The sequence below is a fragment of the Streptomyces sp. NPDC048338 genome, assembly GCF_043201055.1.
Classification (GTDB): domain Bacteria; phylum Actinomycetota; class Actinomycetes; order Streptomycetales; family Streptomycetaceae; genus Streptomyces.
This window is the reverse complement of the sequence record NZ_JBICYQ010000003.1, coordinates 534,623-558,017: the sequence shown is the minus strand read 5'-3', so window position 1 is coordinate 558,017 and position 23,395 is coordinate 534,623. Positions and strand designations below refer to the sequence as shown.

The following is a 23,395-nucleotide window of genomic DNA, read 5'->3' as shown; positions in this document are numbered from 1 at the left end:
ATGCCCCTCTCAGATGTGCGCCCCCGCGCACGCCCGTGCACCGGGTGCGGAAGAATGGATCGGTGACCTCACCCCGAACTCAGCGCCCCGCCGCCCGGACCCCCCGGCTGATCGCCACCGACCTCGACGGCACTCTGCTGCGCGACGACAAGTCCGTCTCGGAGCGCACGGTCGCGGCGCTCGCCGCCGCCGAGGAGGCCGGCGTCGAGGTCTTCTTCGTCACCGGACGGCCGGCACGCTGGATGGACGTGGTGGCCGACCACGTGCACGGCCACGGGCTCGCCATCTGCGCCAACGGGGCCGCGGTCGTCGACCTGCACGCGGGCGGAACGTTTCTCGAGGTGCGCCCGCTGGAGCGGGAGGTCGCGCTCGCCGTCGTGCGGACCCTGCGCGCCGCCGCCCCCGGCACCTCCTTCGCGGTCGAGCTCACCACCGGCATCCACTACGAGCCGGACTACCCCCCGTTCTTCCTCGACCCCGGCGCGACGGTCGCCACCGCGGAGAAGCTGCTGTACGAGGAGGCGCCCGGCGCTGCGGCCCCCGTGCTGAAACTGCTCGCCCAGCACCCGGAGCTCGACCCCGACGCCTTCCTGACCGTGGCCCGCACGGCCGCGGGCGAACTGGCCTCCTTCACCCGGTCCAGTCCGACCGCCCTGCTGGAGGTCAGCGGCCTCGGGGTCTCGAAGGCGTCCACGCTGGCCCTCTGCTGCGCCGAGCGCGGCATCTCCGCGGACGAGGTCGTCGCGTTCGGCGACATGCCCAACGACATAGAGATGCTCCGCTGGGCGGGACGCTCGTACGCGATGGGCAACGCGCACCCGGACGTCCTCGCCGCCGCCTCCGGCCGTACGGCAGGCAACAACGAGGACGGCGTGGCCGTCGTCGTCGAGCAGGTCCTCGAAGAGGTCCGGGCGGCGTCGCAGGCCGGGGCGTAGGCCGGTTCGGCGCAACGGGCGCTTCGGCAGGGCGGGCCCCGGCGGCGTCGAGCCGGTGCCCGCCGGCAGGATCGGCCAGACGCCCCCTGAGGGCGCCTTGCCGCAAGTCCGGCAGGACGCCGCCTAGGTCCTGTCCGGGCGATCTCCGAGGACCGGCCCGCGGCGTCGGATGTGGTGTATCGCAAGGCGGAGGATCGCCCTCGTACCGGGCGTACTCGGGCGACTCCGACAACGCCGCGAGACGCCGCAGCCGTCGTCGCGGGCCCGAGAAGATCGCCCGGACAGGACCTAGAGCGGGGCCTGCCAGAACACCGTCGTGCCGCCTCCGTCGTCGCCGATGCCCGGGCCGCACCAGCTCGATCCGCCCAGCGACTCGGCGCGCCGCGTGAGGTTGCGCAGCCCGCTGCGCCGGCCGCCCTGGGGGATGCCCACGCCGTCGTCGGCGACCGAGAGCCGGACCGCGGAGGATCCGTCGGGGAGCTCCGCGCCGGCGTCGACGACGACCTCGATCCGGGTGGCCGCAGCGTGCCGGAAGGCGTTGGAGAGGGCCTCGCGGAGCGCCGCCACCAGGTTCTTCCCCGTGAGCTCGCCGACCGTCGCGTCGACGGGGCCGAGGAAGCGGTGTGCGGGCTTGAAGCCGAGGGGCACTGCCGCCATGTTGATCTCGCGCAGGACCCGGGTCCGCAGTCCGGAGGGGGCCTCGGCCGGTCCCTGCTGGAGGGCGAAGATCGCGGTACGGATCTCCTGGATGGTCACGTCCAGTTCGTCCACGGCCTTGCCGACGCCGTCCCGCACGGCGGGCACGATCGACTTGCGCTGGGCGCTCTCCAGCATCATCCCGGTGGCGAACAGCCGCTGGATGACCAGGTCGTGCAGGTCGCGGGCGATCCGGTCGCGGTCCTCGTAGACGGCGAGCCGCTCCCGGTCGCGCTGGGCGTCGGCCATCATCAGGGCGAGAGCCGCCTGGGAGGCGAACTGCGTGGCGAGGGTGCGCTCGGCCTCGGTGAACGGACGGGCGCCCCGCGCACGGGGGGTCGCGAGCGCGCCGAGGACCTTGCCGCCGCTGTGCAGGGGGAGCAGCATGCTGGGCCCGTACTGGTCCGCCAGCCGGCTGAGCATGCGGGGGTCGGTGGAGGCGTCGTCCACGAACACCGCCTCGCCCGCGAGCAGCCGCTCCACCACCGGGCTCTCCGGCGGGATCACGACGCCGAGCGACCTGGCGGGCCTGTCGGAGGAGACGGCGACGATCTCCAGGCCGCCTTCCTCACCGGCGGGCAGGAGCACGATCCCGGCGGCGGAGTCGGCGAGCCGGCGGGCCTGTTCGGCGACCACCGCCAGGGCGTCGTCCGCGTCGCCGCCGGAGAGCAGGGCGGTGGTGACGGCGACCGAGCCGTCGATCCACCGCTCGCGCTGGCGCGCGGCCTCGTAGAGGCGGGCGTTGCCGATGGCGATTCCCGCCTCGGTGGCGAGGACCCGGACCATGTGGAGGTCGTAGTCGTTGAACTCCCCGCCGTCGTGCTTCTCGGAGAGGTAGAGATTGCCGAAGATCTCGCCCTGCACCCGGATCGGCACCCCGAGGAAGGTCCGCATCGGGGGGTGCCCGGGCGGGAATCCGGCAGCCCGCGGATCGCTCGACAGATCGGCCAGCCTGATGGTCTGCGGTTCGCGGATGAGTGCGCCGAGGAGCCCCGCACGGCCGTCGGGGCGCCGCCCGATCCGGCGGGCGACGTCCTCGTCCACGCCGTGGGTGACGAAGTCGGAGAGGCCGTCGCCCTCCTCGTCGACGACGCCGATGGCGGCGTAGCGGGCGTCGGCGAGTTCGGCCGCGGTCTCGCAGATCCGGTCGAGGGTGGAGTGGAGTTCGAGCCCGGTGCCCACCGAGCGCATGGCCTCCAGGAGCTGCGGCACCCGTGCGGTGAGCTCCGTGGACAGACCCTGCAGGCTGCGGGTGGCCTGGGTCGCGGCTTCGAGGGGGTCCGGAAGATCGGGCACGGCGGCGGTCATGGCCTTGAGCCTAGTAAGTCCGATTTGGCGAGAAAAGTCAGCCGCTCGATCTCGTCACCCGAGGACCGTCCGCCGACGCGTCCCCGACTCGGACCGCCCGGGCGCCGCCGGGTCCTGTCCGGGCGATCTTCTCGGGCCCGCGACGACCGCCCGGACAGGAGCTAGCGCGGCGCGGTGAGCAGCCGGTCGCTCTCCCTCTCCCGTTCCAGCATCCGGCGCAGCGGCCCCTCGGTCCCGGCCAGCTCCGCGTACGTCCCGCGCTGCACGGTGCGCCCCTCGTCGAGGACGACCACCTCGTCGACGGCGTCGAGTCCGCGCAGGCGGTGGGTGATCAGTACGGTGGTGCGTCCCTCGGTGGCCCGCAGCAGGTCGTCGGTGAGCGCGTCGGCGGTGGCCAGGTCGAGGTGCTCGGCCGGCTCGTCGAGCACCAGGACGGGGAAGTCCGCGAGGAGCGCCCGGGCGAGGGCGAGGCGCTGCCGCTGCCCGCCGGACAGCCGCGAGCCGTGCTCTCCGACCAGGGTGTCGAGGCCGTGGGGCAGCCCGTCCACCCAGTCGAGGAGCCGGGCCCGGCGCAGGGCGGTCCGCAGCTCGTCGTCGTGAGCGCCTGGACGCGCGAGGCGCAGGTTCTCCCGGAGCGAGCTGTCGAAGGTGTGCGCGTCCTGCGCGCAGAGTCCGACGAAGCGCCGGACGTCGTCGGAGTCGAGCGCGGAGGTCTCCGTCCCACCGAGGCGGTAGGTGCCCGATCCGGCGTCCAGGAAGCGCAGCAGTACCTGGGCGAGGGTCGTCTTGCCCGATCCGGACGAGCCGACGACGGCGACCCGGCGGCCGGCCTCCAGGGTGAGCGTGAAGTCGCTGAGCGCGTCCCGCTCCTGGCCCGCGTGACGGGCGGAGAGGCCGGTGACCTCCACCGGGAAGGGGCTCTTCGGTGGCGCGGCGGGGTGCTCCGGCTCGTGTACGGGCACGGGCGCGTCGAGCACCTCGTGCACCCGCTCGGCGCTGCGCCGCACGCGCTGGCGGTACTGCACGGCGAGCGGGAGACCGGTGACGGCCTCGAAGGCGGCGAGCGGCGTCAGGACGACGACGGCCAGGGTGACCCCGGCCAGCCGGCCGTCGTGGACGGCCTGGACGCCCACGACCGCCGCGGCGGCCACCGTCAGGCCGCAGGCGAGCGCGGAGAGGCCGGCGCCGAGTGCGGTCGCGGCGGCCTGCCGGGAGGCGATGGCGGTGAGGGTGCGGTCGGCGGCGCGGGCCCGGCCGATCCGGTCGTTCAGTGCGCCGGCGACCGTCAGTTCGGCGCAGCCGCGGAGCAGGTCGACGACCGTGGTGGCCAGCGTTCCGCGGGCCGGCGCGAGCCGGCTCTCGGCCCGGCGGGCCAGCACGCCGCCGGCGGCGGGGACGGCCACGCCCGCGGTCAGCAGGCCCGCGGCGAGCACGGCTCCCGCCTCGGGCAGCAGCCAGGCGGTGAAGCCGACGGAGCCGGCCCCGACGACGAGGGCGGCGCCGGCGGGAAGCAACCAGCGCAGCCAGTAGTCCTGGAGGGCGTCGACGTCCTGGACGAGGCGGGACAGCAGGTCGCCCCGCCGGGTCCGGCGTAGCCCCGCGGGGGCGATGCGCTCCAGACGCCGGTAGACGGCGACGCGCAGCTCCGCGAGCATCCGCAGCACGGCGTCGTGGGACACGAGGCGCTCGGCGTAACGGAACACGGCCCGCCCGATGCCGAAGGCCCGTGTGGCGGTGACGGCCACCATCAGATAGAGGACGGGCGGCTGTTCGGAGGCTCGCGAGATGAGCCAGCCCGACACCGCCATGAGCCCCACGGCGGAGCCGAGCGCCAGACTGCCGAGCAGCAGGGCGAGGGCCATCCGCCCCTTCAGTCCGCCGGCCATGGCTCGGACCCGCGCGAGGGCGCCGCGGCCCGTGTGGCCCGTCGGATCCGTCGCCGCTTCGGGTTCCGCGCCCGGCTCGGCCGAACCGGCCCGTACGGAGGTCTCGACGGCCGGCTCGGAAACCGGCAGCGGCGTCCCGGGGGCGGTCCCCGGCTCGGTCTCCGCCGTCGCGGCCTCGGCGGAGCCGATGGGCACCACGCGGTCCGCGATCGCGAGCAGCGCCGGACGGTGGACGACCAGCAGGACCGTGCGGCCCTGTGCGAGACGGCGGACGGCGTCGACGACGGCCGCTTCCGTCTCCCCGTCCAGCGCGGCCGTGGGCTCGTCCAGCAGCAGCAACGGCCGGTCGGCCAGGAAGGCCCGGGCCAGGGCGAGGCGCTGGCGCTGGCCCGCCGAGAGTCCGGCCCCGTCCTCACCGAGCAGGGTTCCGGCCCCCTCCGGGAGCTCGGCCACGAAGTCGTCCGCGCCGGCGTCCCGCAGCGCCCGCCGCACCGCGTCGTCGGAGGCGTCCGGCCGGGCGAGGCGCAGGTTCTCCTCGATGGTTCCCGCGAAGAGGTACGGCCGCTGAGGCACCCAGGCGATCGTCGAGCGCCATTCCTCCAGGCTCAGCGTGCCGAGGTCCACGCCGCCGACCTTGACCGTGCCGCCCGCTTCCGGGGTGGCGAAGCCCAGTACGACATCGAGCAGGGTGGACTTGCCCGCCCCGCTCGGCCCCACCAGGGCCACCGTCTCCCCCGGGGCCACCGTCAGGGAGGCCGAGTCCAGCGAGGGCTCAGCCCGCCCCGGGTGACGTACGGTCACGTTCTCGAGTTCCAGACCGGCGGAGGCCGGGACGGCGGCCGTGCCGCCCTGCGGCGCGGGACTCTCCAGGACCTCGAAGATCTCCTCCGCCGCGGCCAGTCCTTCCGCCGCCGCGTGGTACTGCGCGCCCACCTGCCGGATCGGCAGGTAGGCCTCGGGCGCCAGGATCAGGATGACCAGGCCGGTGTACAGGTCGAGGTCGCCGTGGACCAGGCGCATGCCGATGCCGACCGCGACCAGCGCCACCGACAGCGTCGAGAGGAGCTCCAGGGCGAACGACGACAGGAACGCGATCCGCAGCGTCCTCATCGTCGCCTGCCGGTACTCGGACGTGATGGCGCGGATCGACTCGGCCTGCGCTTTCGCCCGGCCGAAGACCTTGAGCGTCGGCAGTCCCGCCACCACGTCCAGGAAGTGCCCGGAGAGCCGGGACAGCAACGTCCACTGCCGGTCCATCCGTGCTTGGGTGTACCACCCGATCAGGACCATGAAGAGGGGGATGAGCGGGAGGGTGACGACGATGACCGCGGCCGAGACCCAGTCCTCGGTGACGATCCGCGCCAGCACCGCCACCGGAACCACGACGGCGAGACCCAGCTGCGGCAGATAGCGGGAGAAGTAGTCGTCGAGCGCGTCCACACCCCGGGTCGCGAGCGCGACCAGCGACCCTGCCTTCTGCCCGCTGAGCCACCCCGGTCCCAGGGCGGCCGACCGCGCGAGCAGCCGTCCTCGCAGATCCGACTTGACCGCCGCGCTGGCCCGGTGGGCGGCCAGCTCGGTCAGCCAGGAGACGAGTCCGCGCCCCGCCGCGACTCCCGCCAGGAGCAGGAGCGGCGTGGTCAGACCGGAGGGCGCGAGGTCCTTCTCGAAGGCCCCCACCACCACCTCGGCGATGAGCATCGCCTGGGCGACGACCAGCGCCGCCCCGGCCAGACCGAGGACCACCACGGCCGCCAGGAAGAAGCGGGTGGCCCGGGCGTACCGGAGCAGACGCGGGTCGATCGGTTTCACGTGAAACATCCCTCGGGAGAGGCAGGTGCCGCGGACATCAGTGTGCGGCGTCGGCCAGGTGCTGCGTGCCGATCCGCTTCCGGAAGACCCAGTAGGTCCAGCTCTGGTAGAGCAGCACCAGCGGGGTCGCGATCGCCGCACACCACGTCATGATCTTCAGGGTGTACGGGCTCGACGAGGCGTTGGTGACCGTGAGGCTCCACGCCGGGTCGAGCGAGGACGGCATGACGTTCGGGAAGAGAGTCAGGAAGAGCATCGCCACCGCGGCGGCGATCGTGATGCCCGAGAGGGCGAACGACCAGCCCTCGCGTCCCACCTTGATCGCCCCGATCGCCCCGACGAGTGCGACCACGGCGACCAGCATGGCGACGAGGCTCCAGCCGTCGCCCTTGTCGGCCTGGGTCCAGATCAGGAAGCCGAGGGCGAGCGCGGCCGTGACCAGTCCCAGCCTCAGAGCCAGCGAGCGGGCCCGGACCCGGATGTCCCCCACCGTCTTGAGCGCGGCGAAGACCGCCCCATGGAAGGTGAAGAGGGTGAGCGTGACCAGGCCGCCGAGGATCGCGTACGGGTTGAGCAGGTCCCACAAGGTGCCGACGTACTCCTTCTGGGCGTCGATCTTCACGCCGCGCACGATGTTGCCGAAGGCGACACCCCACAGCAGGGCGGGGATCAGCGAGGTCCAGAAGATGGCCTGCTCCCAGTTCCGCTGCCAGCTCTCCTCGGCGCGCTTCACGCGGTACTCGAAGGCGACACCGCGCACGATCAGGCACACGAGGATGATCAGCAGGGGCAGGTAGAAGCCGGAGAAGAGCGTCGCGTACCACTCGGGGAACGCGGCGAAGGTCGCGCCGCCGGCGGTCAGCAGCCACACCTCGTTGCCGTCCCAGACGGGTCCGATCGTGTTGATCAGAACCCGCTTCTCGGCGCGGTCGCGGGCGAGCAGTTTGGTCAGGACGCCGACCCCGAAGTCGAAGCCCTCGAGGAAGAAGTAGCCGATCCAGAGAACGGCGATCAGTACGAACCAGACGTTGTGGAGTTCCATGCCTCGATCTCCTGAGCCTCAGTACGAGAAGGCCATGGGCCGGTCGGGGTCACGGTCGTCCCCGCCGATCTTGGTGGGCGGGTTGAGGTCGGACTCGGTGAGCTCGGGCGGTCCGGCCTTGACGTACTTCACCAGGAGGCGGACCTCGATCACGGCGAGTACGGCGTAGAGGAGGGTGAAGACGATCATCGAGGTGAGTACCTCGCCCTGGGAGACACCGGGGGAGACGGCGTCCCTGGTGCGCAGCACGCCGTACACGACCCAGGGCTGACGGCCCATCTCGGTGAAGATCCAGCCCCAGGAGTTGGCGATCAGCGGGAAGAGCATGGTCCAGAGCGCGATGATCCAGTACCACCTGGTCAGGCGGGGGCTGAGTGCCTTCCGCTTGAACAGGACCAGGTTCGGCACTTCGTCCTCACCGGTCCGCATCCCCGGCGGCAGCAGGAACTTCTTCCGGGTGAGCCACAGACCGAGCATGCCGATGCCCAGCGAGGCCATGCCGAAGCCGATCATCCAACGGAAGCCCCAGTAGGCGACGGGGATGTTGGGCCGGTAGTCGCCGGGCCCGTACTTCTCCTGCTCGGCCTTGTTGACGTCGTTGATGCCCGGGACGTACGAGCTGAAGTCGTCGTTCGCGAGGAAGGACAGCAGTCCCGGGATCTCTATGGCGACCGTGTTGTGGCCCTTCTCCACGTCTCCGTAGGCGAAGACGGAGAAGGGTGCGGGCGCCTCGCCGTCCCAGAGCGCCTCGGCGGCGGCCATCTTCATCGGCTGCTGCTTGAACATCACCTTGCCGAGCAGGTCGCCGCTGATCGCGGTGCCCAGGCCGGCGATGATCAGGGTGATCAGGCCGAGGCGCAGGGAGGTCCGCATCACCGGGATGTGCCGCTTGCGCGCCAGGTGGAAGGCCGAGATGCCGACCATGAACGCGCCGCCCACCAGGAAGGCGGCCGTCATGGTGTGGAAGAACTGCGTGAGGGCGGTGTTCTGGGTGAGCACCTGCCAGAAGTCGGTGAGCTCGGCTCGGCCCCGCTCCTCGTTGATGCGGTAGCCGACCGGGTGCTGCATCCAGGAGTTGGCCGCCAGGATGAAGTACGCGGAGAGGATCGTGCCGATCGACACCATCCACATGCAGGCGAGGTGGATCCGCTTGGGCAGCTTGTCCCAGCCGAAGATCCACAGACCGATGAACGTGGACTCGAAGAAGAACGCGATCAGCGCCTCGAAGGCGAGCGGCGCCCCGAAGATGTCACCGACGAAGCGGGAGTAGTCCGACCAGTTCATGCCGAACTGGAACTCCTGCACGATGCCGGTGACGACACCCATCGCGATGTTGATCAGGAAGAGCTTGCCCCAGAACTTCGTCGCCTTGAGGTACTTCTCGTTCTCCGTGCGCACCCAGGCGGTCTGCAGTCCGGCGGTGAGCGCGGCGAGCGAGATCGTCAGGGGAACGAAGAGGAAGTGGTAGACGGTGGTGATGCCGAACTGCCAGCGCGCCAAGGTCTCTGGCGCCAGAGCTAGGTCCACGTCAACTTCTCCTTACACGCCGTGGTCATGAGGGGCAGTGTGCCCCTTGAATGCCACCCGTCCCGACACAAACCGGGACACGCTTGTGAACGCGTTCACATTCACAAGCATTATGTCTCATACGAAATCCGTACCGGCAAGGGGGTCCCCCTACCGAAGGTCACCTCTTCCCAAGACCTTCAACATATTGTTGAATCCGGGCCATGAGCCTTCGGATACGCATCTCCTGGCCGGCCGGACAGACCACGGCCACCCTTGAGGAAACCCCCACGAGCCAGGCGCTCGCAGGGGTTCTCCCGATCTCCTCCACCGCCCGGACCTGGGGCGAGGAGGTCTACTTCGACACACCGGTCTCCGCCGTCGTCGACGCGGGCGCCCGGCAGGTGGTGGCGCCGGGCACCGTGGCCTTCTGGACCGAGGGGGACGCGCTCGCCCTCCCCTTCGGACCGACGCCCATCTCCCAGGGCTGGGGATCCCCGCGGGCGGAGTTCGCGGGAGAGTGCCGGCTCGCGAGTCCCTGCAACCTGCTGGGCACGCTGGACGGCGACCCGGGCGTCCTGGCCACCGTCAGGGACGGCGACCCGATCCGCGTCGAGGCCGTCCACGGGTAGCGGCGCCCCGTCCGCCCGGACGGAACCTGGGCGGCGCCCCGTCGCTCAGGACCGGCCAAGGGGCGCCCGACGCCGTTGCGCCGACCCGCCGCGCAGGACGGGACAGCCCTCAGGCGTCCCGGCGGAAGCCCTCCGCCGTCTTCAGGAACAGGTCGTTCGCCTCGCACTCACCGATGGTGACGCGCACGCCCTCCCCCGCGAACGGCCGCACCACCACACCGTGCCGCTCGCACTCCGCGGCGAAGTCCATCGTCCGCTCACCGAGCCGCAGCCAGACGAAGTTCGCCTGGGTGTCCGGCACGGTCCAGCCCTGGGCCACGAGCCCGGCGTGGACCCGCTCGCGCTCGGCCACCAGCGAGCCGACCCGCCCGAGCAGCTCGTCCTCGGCCCGGAGCGACGCCACGGCCGCGTCCTGCGCCAGCTGGCTCACCCCGAACGGCACCGCCGTCTTGCGCAGCGCCGCGGCCACCGGCTCGTGGGCGATCGCGAAGCCGACCCGCAGTCCGGCCAGGCCGTACGCCTTGGAGAAGGTGCGCAGCACGGCGACGTTCGGCCGGTCACGGTAGAGCTCGACCCCGTCGGGGATGTCCGAGTCACGGACGAACTCGCGGTACGCCTCGTCGATGACCACCAGGATGTCGGAGGGCACCCGGTCCAGGAAGCGCTCCAGCTCGGCACGGCGGACCGCCGTGCCCGTGGGGTTGTTCGGGTTGCAGACGAAGATCAGCCGCGTCCGCTCGGTGATCGCCGCGGCCATCGCGTCGAGGTCGTGCACATCGCCGTCGGTCAGCGGCACCGGCACGGAGGTCGCCCCGCTGATCTGCGTGATGATCGGGTACGCCTCGAAGGACCGCCAGGCGTACATGACCTCGTCGCCCGGACCGGCCGTCGCCTGGATCAGCGACTGGGCGACGCCGACCGAGCCGGTACCGGTGGCCAGGTGCGAGACGGGGACGCCGAAGCGCTCGGAGAGCTCCTCCATGAGGCCGGAGCAGGCCATGTCGGGGTACCGGTTGAACTGCGCGGCGGCGGCCAGTGCGCTCTCCATGACACCCGGCAGCGGCGGGTACGGGTTCTCGTTGGAGGACAGCTTGAAGGCGACCGGTCCGCCCGCGGCGGCCGGCTTGCCCGGCTTGTAGGTGGGGATGCCGTCCAGCACGGCGCGCAGCCTCGGGCCGCCCGCGCTCGTCCCGCCGGTCTCGCTCACTGCACTCACTGTGGTCCTCCTCGACCGTCCGTACCACCAATACTCCTCACCTTATGAGGATTCGCCTCCGCTGCGAATGGGCTGTGGACAACGGACGGGACACGCTGTGGAGAACCGAGGGAGCGCGGGCCCGGGTGGCGCGCGCCGGTGGCGGGCGCCGTGGCGCGCATCCCCCGTAGAGGTGAGTTGAGACCTCTTCGAGACCTGCCCCCCTTGGCAGGCTCATCCACGTCGACAAGCACAGGTCTCACGTCGGAACCCCCAACGCCTTTGATTTCCAAGGTGATTGATGGCTAATGATCATGCAGAAACGTGCCTGTCAACGCGTGCATATGCGACCGTCCCAACCACCCGCCCTCGCCCTACTATCGGCTCGCCATGACAGCAGCAGGGAAGCACCAGGTGAGCCGGGCACAGACCCGGGGGAGCCGGCAGGGACGCGCGGGCATCCGGGACGTGGCCGCCGCCGCCGGAGTCTCCATCACGACCGTCTCCGACGCGCTCAACGGCAAGGGCCGGCTCCCGGACGCCACCCGCCGTCACGTCCGCGAGGTCGCAGACCGGCTGGGCTATCGCCCATCCGCGGCGGCCCGCACGCTCCGTACCGGCAAGTCGGGCCTCATCGGCCTGACCGTGACGACCTACGGGGATGAACCTTTCACCTTCACCGAATTCGCGTACTTCGCGGAGATGGCCAGAGCCGCCACCTCAGCCGCGCTCGCGCGCGGCTACGCCCTCGTCATCCTGCCCGCCACCTCCCGCCATGACGTCTGGTCGAACGTCGCCCTCGACGGCACCGTCGTCATCGACCCCTCCGACCACGATCCGGTCGTCACCGAACTGGTCCGCCAGGGCCTCCCGGTCGTCTCCGACGGGCGCCCGGCCGGCACCCTCCCGGTGACCGCCTGGGTCGACAACGACCACGAAGCCGCCGTCCTCGACCTCCTCGACCACCTCGCCGCCGCCGGCGCCCGCCGGATCGGCCTCCTCACCGGCACCACCACCGACACGTACACCCGGCTGTCCACCACCGCGTACCTCGACTGGTGCGAGCGGGTCGGACAGGACCCCGTCTACGAGGCCTATCCGGCGCACGACCCGTGCGCGGGCGCCGTCGCGGCCGACCGGCTGCTCGCCCGCCCGGACCGGCCCGACGCCGTCTACGGGCTCTTCGACCCCAACGGGACGGACCTGCTCGCCGCGGCCCGCCGCTACGGACTGCGGGTACCGGACGATCTGCTGCTGGTCTGCTGCAGCGAGTCGACCGTCTACGCCACCACCGAACCCCCCATCACGACCCTGTCGCTCAAGCCGCGCCGGATCGGAACGGCCGTCGTCCAGCTCCTCATCGACGCCATCGAGGGAATCGACACCGACGGACCGATCGAGCGGGTCATACCGACGGAGCTCATCGTGCGGACGTCCTCGCAGAGGCGTTCGCCGCGCACCACGGTCAGCCCGCCCCGGTCGCCCTCGAAGGACTGATCTCTTCGAGAGCAGGACCCCGGCGGACCCGCCGTCGTCCGGATCCCCCGACGGGATCCGGACGCGCAGCGTCACCGGATCACGCACCACGATCCGGTGACGCTGCTCCGGAAACGGCCGGACGGGCGGGCGCGCGGAGCTCCGGGGCGCGCGGGACCGGCACGTTTCCCACGGCAGGCGCCCTTCCGTGCCGCCACGATCCGACCCGAAACACGGGCCAGGCCAGGAACCTTCCCTGGCCTGGACCTTCCCAATTCGGGCGAAACAACCGGTGAACCCGGAGTGGACCCGGATTCATCACCCCTGGTGCGTCACACAGGAGGAGCCTCATTCCTATGATGGGCGCACGACATCGTGGACCACCCCGACCAGGTCGGTCCGTGATGTGCAGGGCATCGCGACGGTGGTGGAGGGGTCGATGACTCAGGGGGCCGGGCAGGAACCCGTGGTGCGCACGGCGACATTGCGTGACTTCCGCGTACCGCCGTACGCCCGGGTACCCGTGCAGGGCCAGGCGGCCGAGCCGCCCACGGGCGCCTCCGTGGTCTCGCCGGCCGAGGGTGCGGGCGCCGTCGGCGCCGTTCCCGAGGCCGACCGGCCCGTGCACAGCCCTTCCGCGCCGACCCTGCACCTCGGCCATGTCGCCGGGGCCGGTTCGTCCATCGTCGCCGTCGCCACGGGCCACCCCGGCAACGCCTTCCCCGAGAGCGAGATGCCCGAGGGGTACACCCCCACGGAACGCGACCTCCCGGTGATCAACCGCGGGGACACCGTGCAGGTCCAGGTCGAGCCCGAGGCGTCCCCCGCACCGGCCCCGGCGGCCGGTGACGGCCCCGGACCGCTCTACGTGGTCGGCGACGTGCACGGCTATCTCGACGAACTCCTCGCCGCGCTGCGCGAGCAGGGGCTCATCGACGCGGACAGCCGCTGGGCGGCGGGCAACGCCCGCCTCTGGTTCCTCGGCGACTTCACCGACCGCGGCCCCGACGGCATCGGCGTCATCGACCTCGTCATGCGCCTGTCGGCCGAGGCCGCCGCCGCGGGCGGCTACTGCAAGGCCCTGATGGGCAATCACGAGCTCCTGCTGATCGGCGCCAAGCGTTTCGCCGACACTCCCGTCAACTCCGGCGCGGGCACCGCCACCTTCCAGGCCGCCTGGCTGCTCAACGGCGGCCAGAAGTACGACATGGACCGCCTCCAGGACGTCCACCTGCAGTGGATGTCCCGGCTCGACGCCGTGGTCGAGGAGGACGGGCACCTCCTGATGCACTCCGACACCACCGCGTACCTCGACTACGGCGACACCATCGAGGACGTCAACGAGACCGTCCACGAGATCCTGACCCGGAACGACGCGGACGAGGTCTGGGACCTGTTCCGGAAGTTCACCAAGCGCTTCGCCTTCCGTGACGACGCCGGCCCCCAGGCCGTGCAGGAGCTGCTCGGCACCTACGGCGGCCGACGCGTCGTGCATGGTCACAGCCCCATCCCGTACCTGCTCGGACAGGTGGGCACCGAGGACGGCGAGAGCGGTTCGGACCCGGTCGTCGACGGTCCGCACGTCTACGCCGACGGTCTGGCGATCGCCATGGACGGCGGAGTGACCATGGCCGGAAAGCTGCTGGTCGTCCAACTCCCGCTGCGGGACTGAGGCATAACCCTGCGCATCCGGGGAAGGCGATTTCCGGAAACCCCCTGTCACCCTGTGGCGTAACGGCAATACCATCGGATCACCAGTAGCAGGCTCTCCTCCGTTTCCGCCCAACTGCCCGTTCAACGCGGTCGATCCGGCCTTACGGAGCATCGGGGGATGCACATGAACGTGGCTCCGCACCTGCTGACCGAGGACCGCGCCGAGTACGAGCGCCTTCTCGACGACGCACTGCGCAACGCACACGACCGTCCGGATCTGGCCGAGATCGGGAAACGGCTCACGATCGCGCAGCTGCGCGCGATGGCCCTGAGCGCGACAGCGCTGATCACGACCGCCGCGGCGGTCGAGTACGACCACTTCGTGAAGGTCCGCCAGGAGGGCCGCTCCCCGGCCGGCGCGCGGGTCATGGGCGCCGTCCTCGCGGGGGACGGCGACCCGGGGGCCAGTGGCCCGGGCGCGGGCATCGTCGCGATCGTCACGGTCCTCGCCCCCGTGCTCGCGGGCGCGGCGGCGGTGATCTTCCTGCTGGTCGGGGCCGTACTGAAGGTCATCGACCCGGCGCTCGTCTTCGCCGACACCCTCCTGACGGCGAGCTGGTTCTTCGGCGCCGTCGCGGCCGCCGGACTGCTCTGCGCGGCCGTCGGGATCCTCGTCACGGCGCTGCGCAACGGCGCCACGGACACCGCGGCGGACGATCCGGGCGGCGGGGAGGCGGACGACGAGCTGTCCCTGGCCAGGGCGGCGTGGCGCAGAGCGCTGCTCGAACGCGGCATCCTGCCCTTCCTGCGGGACGCGCTGGCCGATCCCGACGCCGCCCCGCCCCCCTTCTCCCCGCCGCAGCAGCGCACCCCGCGCATACCGAAGGTCGGCTACAGCGGGCCGGACTTCTCCAGTCCGAGCGAGGGTTCCTCGGGCACCCGACCGACGTACAGCAGCCCGGACTTCAGCAGCCCCGACTTCGGCCCGCCGGAACACCAGCCGGAGTGAGCGGGGCGGAGGGTCGCGCCCCCGAAACGCCCTGGCCCGGCACGGACGGCCTGCCGAAGCGACCGGCTGCGCACCGCCGGCGCGCCACGACGCACGAGGACCCGCGACTCCCCCGGTGGGTCGCGGGTCCGGTGCGTCTCCGGCCCTGGCGTCAGTCCGCCAGCGGCAGGTAGACCCGGTTGCCCGAGGCCGCGAACTCCGCGGACTTCTCCGCCATCCCGGCCTCGATCTCGTCCGACCGGAGGTCACCGCCGTGCTCGCGCCGGATGTCCTGCGAGATCTTCATGGAGCAGAACTTGGGGCCGCACATGGAGCAGAAGTGCGCGGTCTTCGCGGGCTCCGCCGGCAGCGTCTCGTCGTGGAACTCACGTGCCGTGTCGGGGTCGAGGGCCAGGTTGAACTGGTCCTCCCACCGGAACTCGAAGCGCGCGTCCGACAGCGCGTCGTCCCACTCCTGCGCGCCCGGGTGCCCCTTGGCCAGGTCGGCCGCGTGCGCCGCGATCTTGTACGTGATGACGCCGGTCTTCACGTCGTCGCGGTTGGGCAGGCCGAGGTGCTCCTTGGGCGTGACGTAGCAGAGCATCGCCGTGCCCCACCAGGCGATCATCGCGGCGCCGATGCCCGAGGTGATGTGGTCGTAGGCCGGGGCCACGTCCGTGGTCAGCGGGCCGAGCGTGTAGAACGGCGCCTCCTCGCAGATCTCCTGCTGGAGGTCGATGTTCTCCTTGATCTTGTGCATCGGGACGTGTCCCGGGCCCTCGATCATCGTCTGGACGTCGTGGCGCTTGGCGATCGTGTTCAGCTCGCCGAGGGTGCGCAGCTCCGCGAACTGCGCCTCGTCGTTGGCGTCCGCGATCGAGCCGGGGCGCAGGCCGTCGCCCAGCGAGTAGGTGACGTCGTACGCCGCCAGGATCTCGCAGAGCTCCTCGAAGTTCGTGTAGAGGAAGTTCTCCTTGTGGTGCGCCAGGCACCACGCGGCCATGATCGAGCCGCCGCGGGAGACGATGCCGGTCTTGCGGCGGGCGGTGAGCGGGACGTACGGCAGCAGCACGCCGGCGTGCACCGTCATGTAGTCGACGCCCTGCTCCGCCTGCTCGATGACGGTGTCCTTGTAGATCTCCCAGGTCAGGTCCTCGGCCCGGCCGTCGACCTTCTCCAGCGCCTGGTAGAGCGGCACAGTGCCGATCGGGACGGGGGAGTTGCGCAGCACCCACTCGCGGGTGGTGTGGATGTTGCGGCCGGTGGACAGGTCCATGACCGTGTCCGCGCCCCACTTGGTGGCCCACGTCATCTTCTCCACCTCCTCCTCGATGGAGGAGGTGACGGCGGAGTTGCCGATGTTGGCGTTGACCTTCACCAGGAACCGCTTGCCGATGATCATCGGCTCGATCTCCGGGTGGTTGACGTTGGCCGGGAGCACCGCGCGACCCGCGGCGATCTCCTCCCGGACGACCTCGGGGGAGACGTTCTCGCGGATCGCGACGTACTCCATCTCCGGGGTGATCTCGCCCCGGCGGGCGTACGCGAGCTGCGTCACGGCCTGCCCGTCGCGACCGCGGCGGGGCTGGCGCGGGCGGCCGGGGAAGACGGCGTCGAGGTTCTTCAGCCCGCCGCGCGGCGAGGTGTGCTTGATGCCGTCGTCCTCGGGACGGACGGGACGGCCCGCGTACTCCTCCGTGTCGCCGCGGCCGATGATCCAGTTCTCGCGCAGCGGCGGCAGTCCGCGCCGCACGTCGGTGTCGATGGTGGGGTCGGTGTACGGGCCGGACGTGTCGTAGAGCGTCACGTCCTTGCCGTTGGTGAGGTGCACCTGACGGACCGGCACCCGGAGGTCGGGACGCGAGCCCTCGATGTACCCCTTGTGCCAGCCCGGCGTACGGCCGGCCTGATCCTGGTCGCCCTGATCGACGGCAGGCGTGCGTGCATCCTGAATGGTCATGAGACCTACTCCCTACGCCGGCATTACCCGGTAACAGGTTCGGCGGTCGGCGCAGCCTCCTCCCGTACGTACGTCAGTACGCGCGTACGGTGATCAGCGCCCTCTCAGCCCGGTGCTCCGAGCTCCCGCGTGTGCAAAGGTGCCACCACGCTAGCGTCATCCCTGGCGTGCTGAACAGTGGGCCCCCGCCGTTCTTGCGATGATCTGTCGGTGACTTCCTCCCAGCAGACCCCCGAACCCGAAGGCCACGGCGACGGTCCGGGCGGTGGCCACGGCGGGCACGCGCACGGCCACTCCCACTCCCACGGTCCGGCCGCTCCGGTCTCGCGTCACCTGCGGAAGGTGATCGCCGCGGTGGTGATCCCCTTCGCCACCGCGGTCGTCGTCGGGCTCGTGGTCCTGTGGCCGGGCGGGACGCCCGCGCACGAGCGCACCGGCGTCGGCTTCGACCGGCAGACCGAGCAGGGGCGTGTCGTGTCCGTCGAGAAGGTCGACTGCAAGGACGTGAACGCCGCCCAGGTCCCGCCGACCGGCGACACCTCCACGCCCGAGGGGCGAGAGGCGGTCGAATCCCAGCGGGGTGAGTGCGGCAAGGCGACGATCGAGGTCACCACCGGTGCGAACGCGGGCCGTCGGTTCGTCGAGATCGTGCAGCCGGACGCGCCGCGGCAGTTGGACGAGGGGCAGGGCGTGGTCGTGGCGTACGCGCCCGACGCCCCGCGCGATCTGCAGTACTCGGTGATCGACGTCAACCGCAAGGTGCCGCTGACGGTGCTCGCCGCGATCTTCGCGATCGTGGTCGTACTGGTCGGCAGGATGCGCGGCGTCATGGCGCTGATCGCCCTCGCCGCGAGCTTCGTGGTCCTGACCTTCTTCATCCTGCCGGCGATTCTGGAGGGCTCGAATCCGCTGGTCGTGGCGGTGGTGGGGGCCAGCGCGATCATGCTGATCGCCCTCTATCTCTGCCACGGCCTGTCGGCCCGCACCTCGGTCGCGGTGCTGGGGACTCTGATCTCCCTGTTGCTGATCGGGCTGTTGGGCTCGCTGTTCATCGACTGGGCGTCGCTGTCCGGCAACACCGACGACAACACCGGTCTGATCCATGGCCTGTACCCGGAGATCGACCTGTCGGGTCTGCTGCTGGCCGGCATCATCATCGGTTCGCTGGGCGTGCTCGACGACGTGACCGTGACCCAGACGTCGGCCGTGTGGGAGCTGCATCAGGCCGATCCGCGGATGGGGCCGCGGGCGCTGTACCGGGCGGCGATCCGGATCGGACGGGACCACATCGCGTCGGTGGTGAACACGCTGGTGCTCGCGTACGCCGGTGCGGCCCTGCCGTTGTTGCTGCTCTTCTCCATCGCGCAGAGCAGCGTGGGGACGGTGGCCAACAGCGAGCTGGTCGCCGAGGAGATCGTCCGGACGCTGGTCGGATCGATCGGTCTGGTCGCCTCGGTGCCCGTCACCACGGTCCTCGCGGCGCTGGTCGTCTCCGCCGACCGGGAGGGAACGTCCGAGGCGCGGCCGGCCGGCCGGGGCGGACGCCGCCGGCGGGCGAAGTGAGTCCGGGAGGCTCGGGGAAGCACAGGCCCTGTGGGCCGTCGTTCCCGGTCTCACCCGTCCGTACGCCGCCGACGGGCTTGCGGGAGCGTTCCCGGGACCGCTGTCGGCCCGGGTCTCGCGCGGATCAGCCCGCGTTCTCCTCCGCAAGAATCCGGCCGAGTGCCGCTTCCAGGTTGTCCTCGAAGTCGCCCAGTGTCCTTTCCTGACCGAGCGGGACGAGCTTGTCCGTACGGTCGAGGAAGGCCACCAGCGGCGGAGCGCTGGCGCGGAACAGCGCCCGGTCGCTGCCGACCTGGAGCCGGATGGTGACGTCCGACAGGCCCTCGGGGTCGATCGGGGCGATGTGGACATCCCCGTCACCGCTCGGTCCGTTGATCCCGTCGAGCAGCAGCTCCCGGCCGAACGCCCAGGTCACCGGGGCGTCTCCGGGAAGGTGGAAGGTCATCCGCACCGCGTAGGGATCCCGGGTCTCGTATCGCAGTTCCACCGGGATTCTGAAGGAGAGCTCCTCGGAGACGAGGAAGCTCATCAGGACCTCGGCCTGAACCGACTCTCGCATCATGTACCCCGCAGTAGATGGAGCAGTTGTGTAAACACGGCTGCTGAAAGCTGTGATCAAAACGGCCAGGAATGATCCCTCATGGCCCTCTTGACGCAATCGTGCTGTAAGCGCTAGCAGATCACAAGGAGTGATTTTTCAGATACTGATAGAGAACGCGAAGGAGCTGAAGAGCCTTCCGATCTCGTTGCGTAGTCGATCAACTGCGGGCAGCAACCGTTCTTCCTGGTGGAGGGGCAGGGAAATGGCCATCGCGGCGGCCGTGGACCCCGCGGTGATGGGGATGGCGGCACAGACCGTGCCGAGTACATATTCCTGACGCTCCACCAGGGGCTCCATTCGCCCCATACCGCCCAAACGCTCCAAAAGGGCCGGTCGGTTACGCACCGTAAACGGGGTGATGGCTTCGACCGGGTGGCGATCGAGGTGGTCTTGACGACTTCTCAGATCGAGTTGACTCAGCAGGCACTGGCCGATCGCATGAGCGTGACCGGTCTCGCGGAAATCCGCCCATTCGGCGACCGCGGGGGCGGCGGGAGTGTCGGCGACGGCGACGAGTTCGATCTCGCCCTCGCGGTAGATGGCGAAGTAGACGGGGACTCCGATCTCGTCGCGCCAGTGGGCGAGAGAGTCCTCGATCTTGGTGCGACGATTCTGCGGAACTCCCCCGCCGGCCAGCCGACCGGCCGCGTCGCCGAAGACGAACACACCCTTCTCGCGGCGCAGATAGCCCTCGTGCGTCAGGGTGCGGAGCAGGTGGTACGCGGTGGGAAGCGGGAGACCCGCCTCGCGCGCGAGCTGTTTGGCCGGAGCTCCGTCCTCGTGGGAGCCGACGGCCTCCAGGAGTCTCAGTGCCCGCTGCACCGAGCCGATCAGGGTTGGAACTGCGGAATGCGAAGCCGTGGCCAAAGGTCACCCCCAGGCGAGTCGACGGGTGCCCTGCACCCGCCCGCGGGGGCCGCCCCCGCGCGCCCGCCGCGGCCTGGAAAACCGGTGGGGTCCCGTCAACGGACCTGCCCGGAACGGGTGGAAATCGCTGGTCGGCGTGGAGGTCTACACCTGATTTCCCCGGGGCGGCAGAGGAATTCCACTCTAATGGCAGCCCCGGGACCTCCACCCTGATTCGACCTGCGCGTTCCCTCGGCCGGGCTAACGCCCGACGGCAGGTCCGAACCGGTGGGTCGCGGCCGCTACCAGTCCTCGCGCGACGTCGAGGACGAGGTGAACTTCCGTACGACGTAGATCAGTCCGCCGACCAGGGCGACGAAGACCAGCACCTTGAAGAGCAGGCCGATCACGAACACGGCGATGCTGGTGATCAGTCCGCCGAAGACGAGCAGGGCGATCAGGGGTATGGCGACCCACTTCACCCACCAGGGCATTCCCGCGAGCAGCTCTTTGACGGCCATTGTCCCTACCTCATCTCCGAAGAGTCCGTCCCGCGCGCTCTGCACCGAACACCTCCGATGCTAGGGGCGGCACCACGGTGCGCGGGGGCCTCGCAGCCCTTGAACTCCCCTGATCCGCCCCCTAGGGGGTCCGGGAACGGAACGCTGGGGAACGTGAGGGCCACCGCGCTCGTCCGGCGGGAGCGGGCGGCGCTCCGCCGCCGGTCCGCCGGTCCGCCGGTCAGCCCTCCGGCGGCGAGAACACCACCATGACCCGGAGGTCCTCCGTGATGTGGTGGAACTTGTGGGCCACCCCAGCCGGTACGTAGACCACACTGCCCCGCGCCACCTGCGTGGTCTCGGTCCCGACCGTGATCGCGGCCCGGCCGCTGACCACGAAGTACACCTCGTCCTGAGCGTGCGGCTGCTGCGGGTCGAGCGAGCCGGCGTCCAGCGCGTACAGACCGACCGACATGTTCCGCTCGCGCAGGAACTGGAGGTAGGCGCCGTCGTTGGCGGCGCGCTCCGCCTCCAGTTCGTCCAGCCGGAATGCCTTCATGTCCGTTCGCCCCTGCCTTGGCTCGATCATGTCTGCCACGATCAGACACATGATGAATTTCGTAGTCAAGACGCTCGCCAACGCGGGCGCCCTGGGCGTGGCCATCTGGCTCCTCCAGGACATCACCCTGACCGGTGACAGCACCGCCAAGAAGGCGTGGACGCTGATCCTCGTCGCCCTGGTCTTCGGCCTCGTCAACATCGTGGTCAAGCCGGTCGTGAAGCTGCTGACGCTCCCCGTGTTCATAATCACGCTCGGCCTGATCACCCTGGTGGTCAACGCCCTGATGCTGCTGCTCACATCCTGGCTGGCCGAGCAGTTCGACCTCAGCTTCCACGTCGAGGGCTTCTGGACCGCCGTCCTCGGCGGCCTGATCATCTCCGTCGTGTCCTGGGCCCTCAACGTCGTTCTGCCCGACGGGGACTGAGCGGCGATGACCTACCGCGTCTGTTTCGTCTGCACCGGCAACATCTGCCGCTCGCCCATGGCCGAGTCCGTCTTCCGCACCCGCGTGGAGGAGGCCGGCCTGGCCGACGCGGTGGAGATCGACAGTGCGGGCACCGGCGGCTGGCACGAGGGGAGCGGGGCCGATCCGCGCACCGTCGCCGTCCTCGAGGAGCACGGCTATCCCACCGCGCACACCGCCCGCAGGTTCCGCTCCAGCTGGTTCCCGGCACTCGATCTCGTCATCGCCCTCGACGAGGAACACCTACGGGACCTGCGACGGCTCGCCCCGACACCGCAGGACGCGGCGAAGGTGAGGCTGCTGCGCTCCTACGACCCGGTGGCCGACGGCCTCGACGTCCCCGACCCCTACTACGGCGGCACGGCAGACTTCGAGGAATGCCTGGAGATGGTGGAGGCGGCGAGCGAGGGACTCCTCGCCGCCGTACGCGAGAGCATGGAGGAACGCGCGGTATGAACACGGACGCGACGGACGGCGGGCGCACGCTCGGCGACGGGACCCGGGCCGTACGGGCGGGGCTGCCCGAGCCGGTGAAGTACGAGCCGACGCTCCCGGGGCCGGTCTTCGCCGCCCACTTCCATCTGCCGGGCGACCCCACCGGCCCCTACACGTACGGGCGGGACGAGAACCCGACCTGGACCCACCTGGAACGCGCCATCGGCGAACTGGAGGCGCCGGGGGAGCCGGAGGTCGAGACGCTCGTCTTCGCCTCGGGGATGGCCGCGATCTCCGCCGTCCTCTTCTCCCAGCTCAAGGCCGGCGACACCGTCGTCGTGCCCTCCGACGGCTACCAGGCACTGCCGCTGGTCCACGAACAGCTGCGGGCGTACGGGATCGAGGTCCGCACCGCGCCGACCGCGGGCGACGCGCAGCTGTCCGAGCTTCAGGGGGCGCGGCTGCTGTGGATCGAGACACCCTCGAACCCCGGCCTGGACGTCTGTGACATCCGCCGCCTCGTCGACGCGGCGCACGAGGCGGGAGCCCTCGTCGCGGTCGACAACACCCTGGCCACGCCGCTCGGCCAGCGACCCCTCCTGCTGGGCGCGGACTTCTCCGTCGCCAGCGACACCAAGGGGATGACCGGCCACGGGGACATCCTCCTCGGGCACGTCAGCTGCCGCGACCCGCGGCTCGCGGCGGAGGTGCGGCGCTGGCGCAAGATCGTCGGCGCCATCCCCGGCCCGATGGAGGCCTGGCTCGCCCACCGTTCCCTGGCCACGCTCCAGCTCCGCATCGACCGGCAGTGCACCACCGCCCTGGCGCTCGCGGAGGCCCTCTCCAAGCGCGAGGACGTGACCGGACTGCGCTACCCCGGACTTCCCGGCGACCCCTCGCACACGGTCGCGGCGTCCCAGATGCGGCGCTTCGGGCCCGTGGTGTCGTTCGTGCTGCCGGACAAGGCCGTGGCGGAGCGCTTCCTGGACGGACTGCGTCTCGTGGACGACGCCACCAGCTTCGGCGGCGTGCGGTCCACGGCCGAGCGACGCGGGCGCTGGGGCGGCGACTCCGTCCCGGAGGGCTTCGTCCGCTTCTCGGTCGGCGCGGAGGACCCGGAGGACCTGATCGCGGACGTGATGCGGGCTCTGGACGGGGCCGCCGGCTGATCCGGGGCTGCGCGGACCGAGTCCGCGCAGGACGGAACGGGACGCTCCGAGCCTCCCCCCTCATGGCTCGGAACGCCCCGGTTCCACGCGCGGAGAACCGCCTGCACAAGGCTAGTTGACTGTGCGTCAGTGTCCAATCACGGTAGCGACAGAGGCCTATCGACTTA

At 70.9% G+C, this 23,395-nt stretch carries 19 protein-coding genes and 1 riboswitch; of the genes, 9 read left to right on the top strand and 10 right to left on the bottom strand.

Translation table 11 applies throughout. The annotated features are described in order from the left end of the window. The first annotated feature begins 62 nt into the window (after positions 1-62). Positions 63-935 (top strand): HAD family hydrolase, encoded by an 873-nt coding sequence (locus ACGFZF_RS10115; protein ID WP_393552795.1) that lies wholly within the window; start codon positions 63-65, stop codon positions 933-935. Positions 936-1,223: 288 nt separating this feature from the next. On the opposite strand, the gene ACGFZF_RS10110 is transcribed toward ACGFZF_RS10115, so the two are convergent. The 4 genes from ACGFZF_RS10110 to ACGFZF_RS10095 all read right to left on the bottom strand — a co-directional run bounded on the left by ACGFZF_RS10110 (position 1,224) and on the right by ACGFZF_RS10095 (position 9,206). Then, positions 1,224-2,939 carry a GAF domain-containing protein gene (locus ACGFZF_RS10110; RefSeq protein WP_393552792.1) on the bottom strand — a complete coding sequence of 572 codons (1,716 nt, stop codon included), beginning with the start codon at positions 2,937-2,939 and terminating at the stop codon, positions 1,224-1,226. 161 nt (positions 2,940-3,100) lie between these two features. Beyond that, on the bottom strand, positions 3,101-6,637 hold the full coding sequence (gene cydD, locus ACGFZF_RS10105) for a thiol reductant ABC exporter subunit CydD (protein ID WP_393552788.1): 3,537 nt from the start codon (positions 6,635-6,637) through the stop codon (positions 3,101-3,103). Between the two features lie 37 nt (positions 6,638-6,674). Continuing rightward, positions 6,675-7,679: a cytochrome d ubiquinol oxidase subunit II gene (gene cydB / locus ACGFZF_RS10100; RefSeq protein WP_393552786.1), complete on the bottom strand. Its 1,005-nt coding sequence runs from the start codon at positions 7,677-7,679 to the stop codon at positions 6,675-6,677. 18 nt (positions 7,680-7,697) lie between these two features. After that, on the bottom strand, positions 7,698-9,206 hold the full coding sequence (locus ACGFZF_RS10095) for a cytochrome ubiquinol oxidase subunit I (protein ID WP_393552783.1): 1,509 nt from the start codon (positions 9,204-9,206) through the stop codon (positions 7,698-7,700). A 203-nt stretch (positions 9,207-9,409) separates the two neighbouring features. Between ACGFZF_RS10095 and ACGFZF_RS10090 the strand changes: the two genes are divergently transcribed. Beyond that, positions 9,410-9,817 (top strand): cyclophilin-like fold protein, encoded by a 408-nt coding sequence (locus tag ACGFZF_RS10090; protein WP_393552780.1) that lies wholly within the window; start codon positions 9,410-9,412, stop codon positions 9,815-9,817. A 109-nt stretch (positions 9,818-9,926) separates the two neighbouring features. On the opposite strand, the gene hisC is transcribed toward ACGFZF_RS10090, so the two are convergent. After that, positions 9,927-11,024, bottom strand: coding sequence for a histidinol-phosphate transaminase (hisC, locus tag ACGFZF_RS10085; RefSeq protein WP_393552970.1), 1,098 nt, complete (start codon positions 11,022-11,024; stop codon positions 9,927-9,929). 378 nt (positions 11,025-11,402) lie between these two features. On the opposite strand from hisC, the gene ACGFZF_RS10080 reads away from it, so the two are divergent. The 3 genes from ACGFZF_RS10080 (at position 11,403) to ACGFZF_RS10070 (ending at position 15,150) form a co-directional block, all read left to right on the top strand. Beyond that, positions 11,403-12,509 (top strand): LacI family DNA-binding transcriptional regulator, encoded by a 1,107-nt coding sequence (locus ACGFZF_RS10080; protein WP_393552777.1) that lies wholly within the window; start codon positions 11,403-11,405, stop codon positions 12,507-12,509. 418 nt (positions 12,510-12,927) lie between these two features. Further along, entirely contained in the window at positions 12,928-14,160 is a 1,233-nt protein-coding gene (locus ACGFZF_RS10075) for a metallophosphoesterase (protein ID WP_393552774.1), read from the top strand. Positions 14,161-14,319: 159 nt separating this feature from the next. Further along, positions 14,320-15,150: a hypothetical protein gene (locus ACGFZF_RS10070; protein ID WP_393552771.1), complete on the top strand. Its 831-nt coding sequence runs from the start codon at positions 14,320-14,322 to the stop codon at positions 15,148-15,150. 151 nt (positions 15,151-15,301) lie between these two features. Here ACGFZF_RS10070 and thiC read toward each other — a convergent pair whose 3' ends face one another. Further along, entirely contained in the window at positions 15,302-17,089 is a 1,788-nt protein-coding gene (thiC, locus tag ACGFZF_RS10065; protein WP_393552768.1) for a phosphomethylpyrimidine synthase ThiC, read from the bottom strand. Continuing rightward, positions 17,082-17,228: riboswitch (TPP riboswitch) on the bottom strand. (Overlaps the previous gene by 8 nt.) A 71-nt stretch (positions 17,229-17,299) precedes the next feature. On the opposite strand from thiC, the gene ACGFZF_RS10060 reads away from it, so the two are divergent. Next, the gene (locus ACGFZF_RS10060; RefSeq protein ID WP_393552765.1) at positions 17,300-18,652 is read left to right on the top strand and encodes a YibE/F family protein; all 1,353 of its coding nucleotides are present in this window, start codon (positions 17,300-17,302) and stop codon (positions 18,650-18,652) included. Between the two features lie 124 nt (positions 18,653-18,776). Here the strand turns inward: ACGFZF_RS10060 and ACGFZF_RS10055 are convergent, their stop codons facing one another. The 4 genes from ACGFZF_RS10055 to ACGFZF_RS10040 form a co-directional block, all read right to left on the bottom strand. Further along, entirely contained in the window at positions 18,777-19,211 is a 435-nt protein-coding gene (locus ACGFZF_RS10055) for an SsgA family sporulation/cell division regulator (protein WP_356601415.1), read from the bottom strand. 138 nt (positions 19,212-19,349) lie between these two features. After that, the gene (locus ACGFZF_RS10050; RefSeq protein WP_393552762.1) at positions 19,350-20,120 is read right to left on the bottom strand and encodes an IclR family transcriptional regulator; all 771 of its coding nucleotides are present in this window, start codon (positions 20,118-20,120) and stop codon (positions 19,350-19,352) included. Between the two features lie 281 nt (positions 20,121-20,401). Beyond that, on the bottom strand, positions 20,402-20,620 hold the full coding sequence (locus tag ACGFZF_RS10045; protein WP_356601294.1) for a DUF5326 family protein: 219 nt from the start codon (positions 20,618-20,620) through the stop codon (positions 20,402-20,404). 220 nt (positions 20,621-20,840) lie between these two features. After that, complete coding sequence (locus ACGFZF_RS10040) at positions 20,841-21,158, bottom strand: cupin domain-containing protein (protein ID WP_356601416.1); 318 nt, start codon at positions 21,156-21,158, stop codon at positions 20,841-20,843. A gap of 49 nt (positions 21,159-21,207) precedes the next feature. Here ACGFZF_RS10040 and ACGFZF_RS10035 point away from each other — a divergent pair, with 49 nt between their 5' ends. Genes ACGFZF_RS10035 through ACGFZF_RS10025 form a run of 3 tightly spaced genes read left to right on the top strand, consistent with a single transcriptional unit; the run spans position 21,208 to position 23,228 of the window. Next, a complete protein-coding gene (locus tag ACGFZF_RS10035) occupies positions 21,208-21,585 on the top strand; it encodes a phage holin family protein (protein WP_393552758.1) in 378 nt (125 codons plus the stop codon). A gap of 6 nt (positions 21,586-21,591) precedes the next feature. Beyond that, on the top strand, positions 21,592-22,080 hold the full coding sequence (locus tag ACGFZF_RS10030) for a low molecular weight protein-tyrosine-phosphatase (protein ID WP_393552755.1): 489 nt from the start codon (positions 21,592-21,594) through the stop codon (positions 22,078-22,080). Continuing rightward, positions 22,077-23,228 (top strand): cystathionine gamma-lyase, encoded by a 1,152-nt coding sequence (locus ACGFZF_RS10025; RefSeq protein WP_393552751.1) that lies wholly within the window; start codon positions 22,077-22,079, stop codon positions 23,226-23,228. Before ACGFZF_RS10030 ends, ACGFZF_RS10025 begins: the two co-directional genes overlap by 4 nt. Positions 23,229-23,395 lie beyond the last annotated feature (167 nt).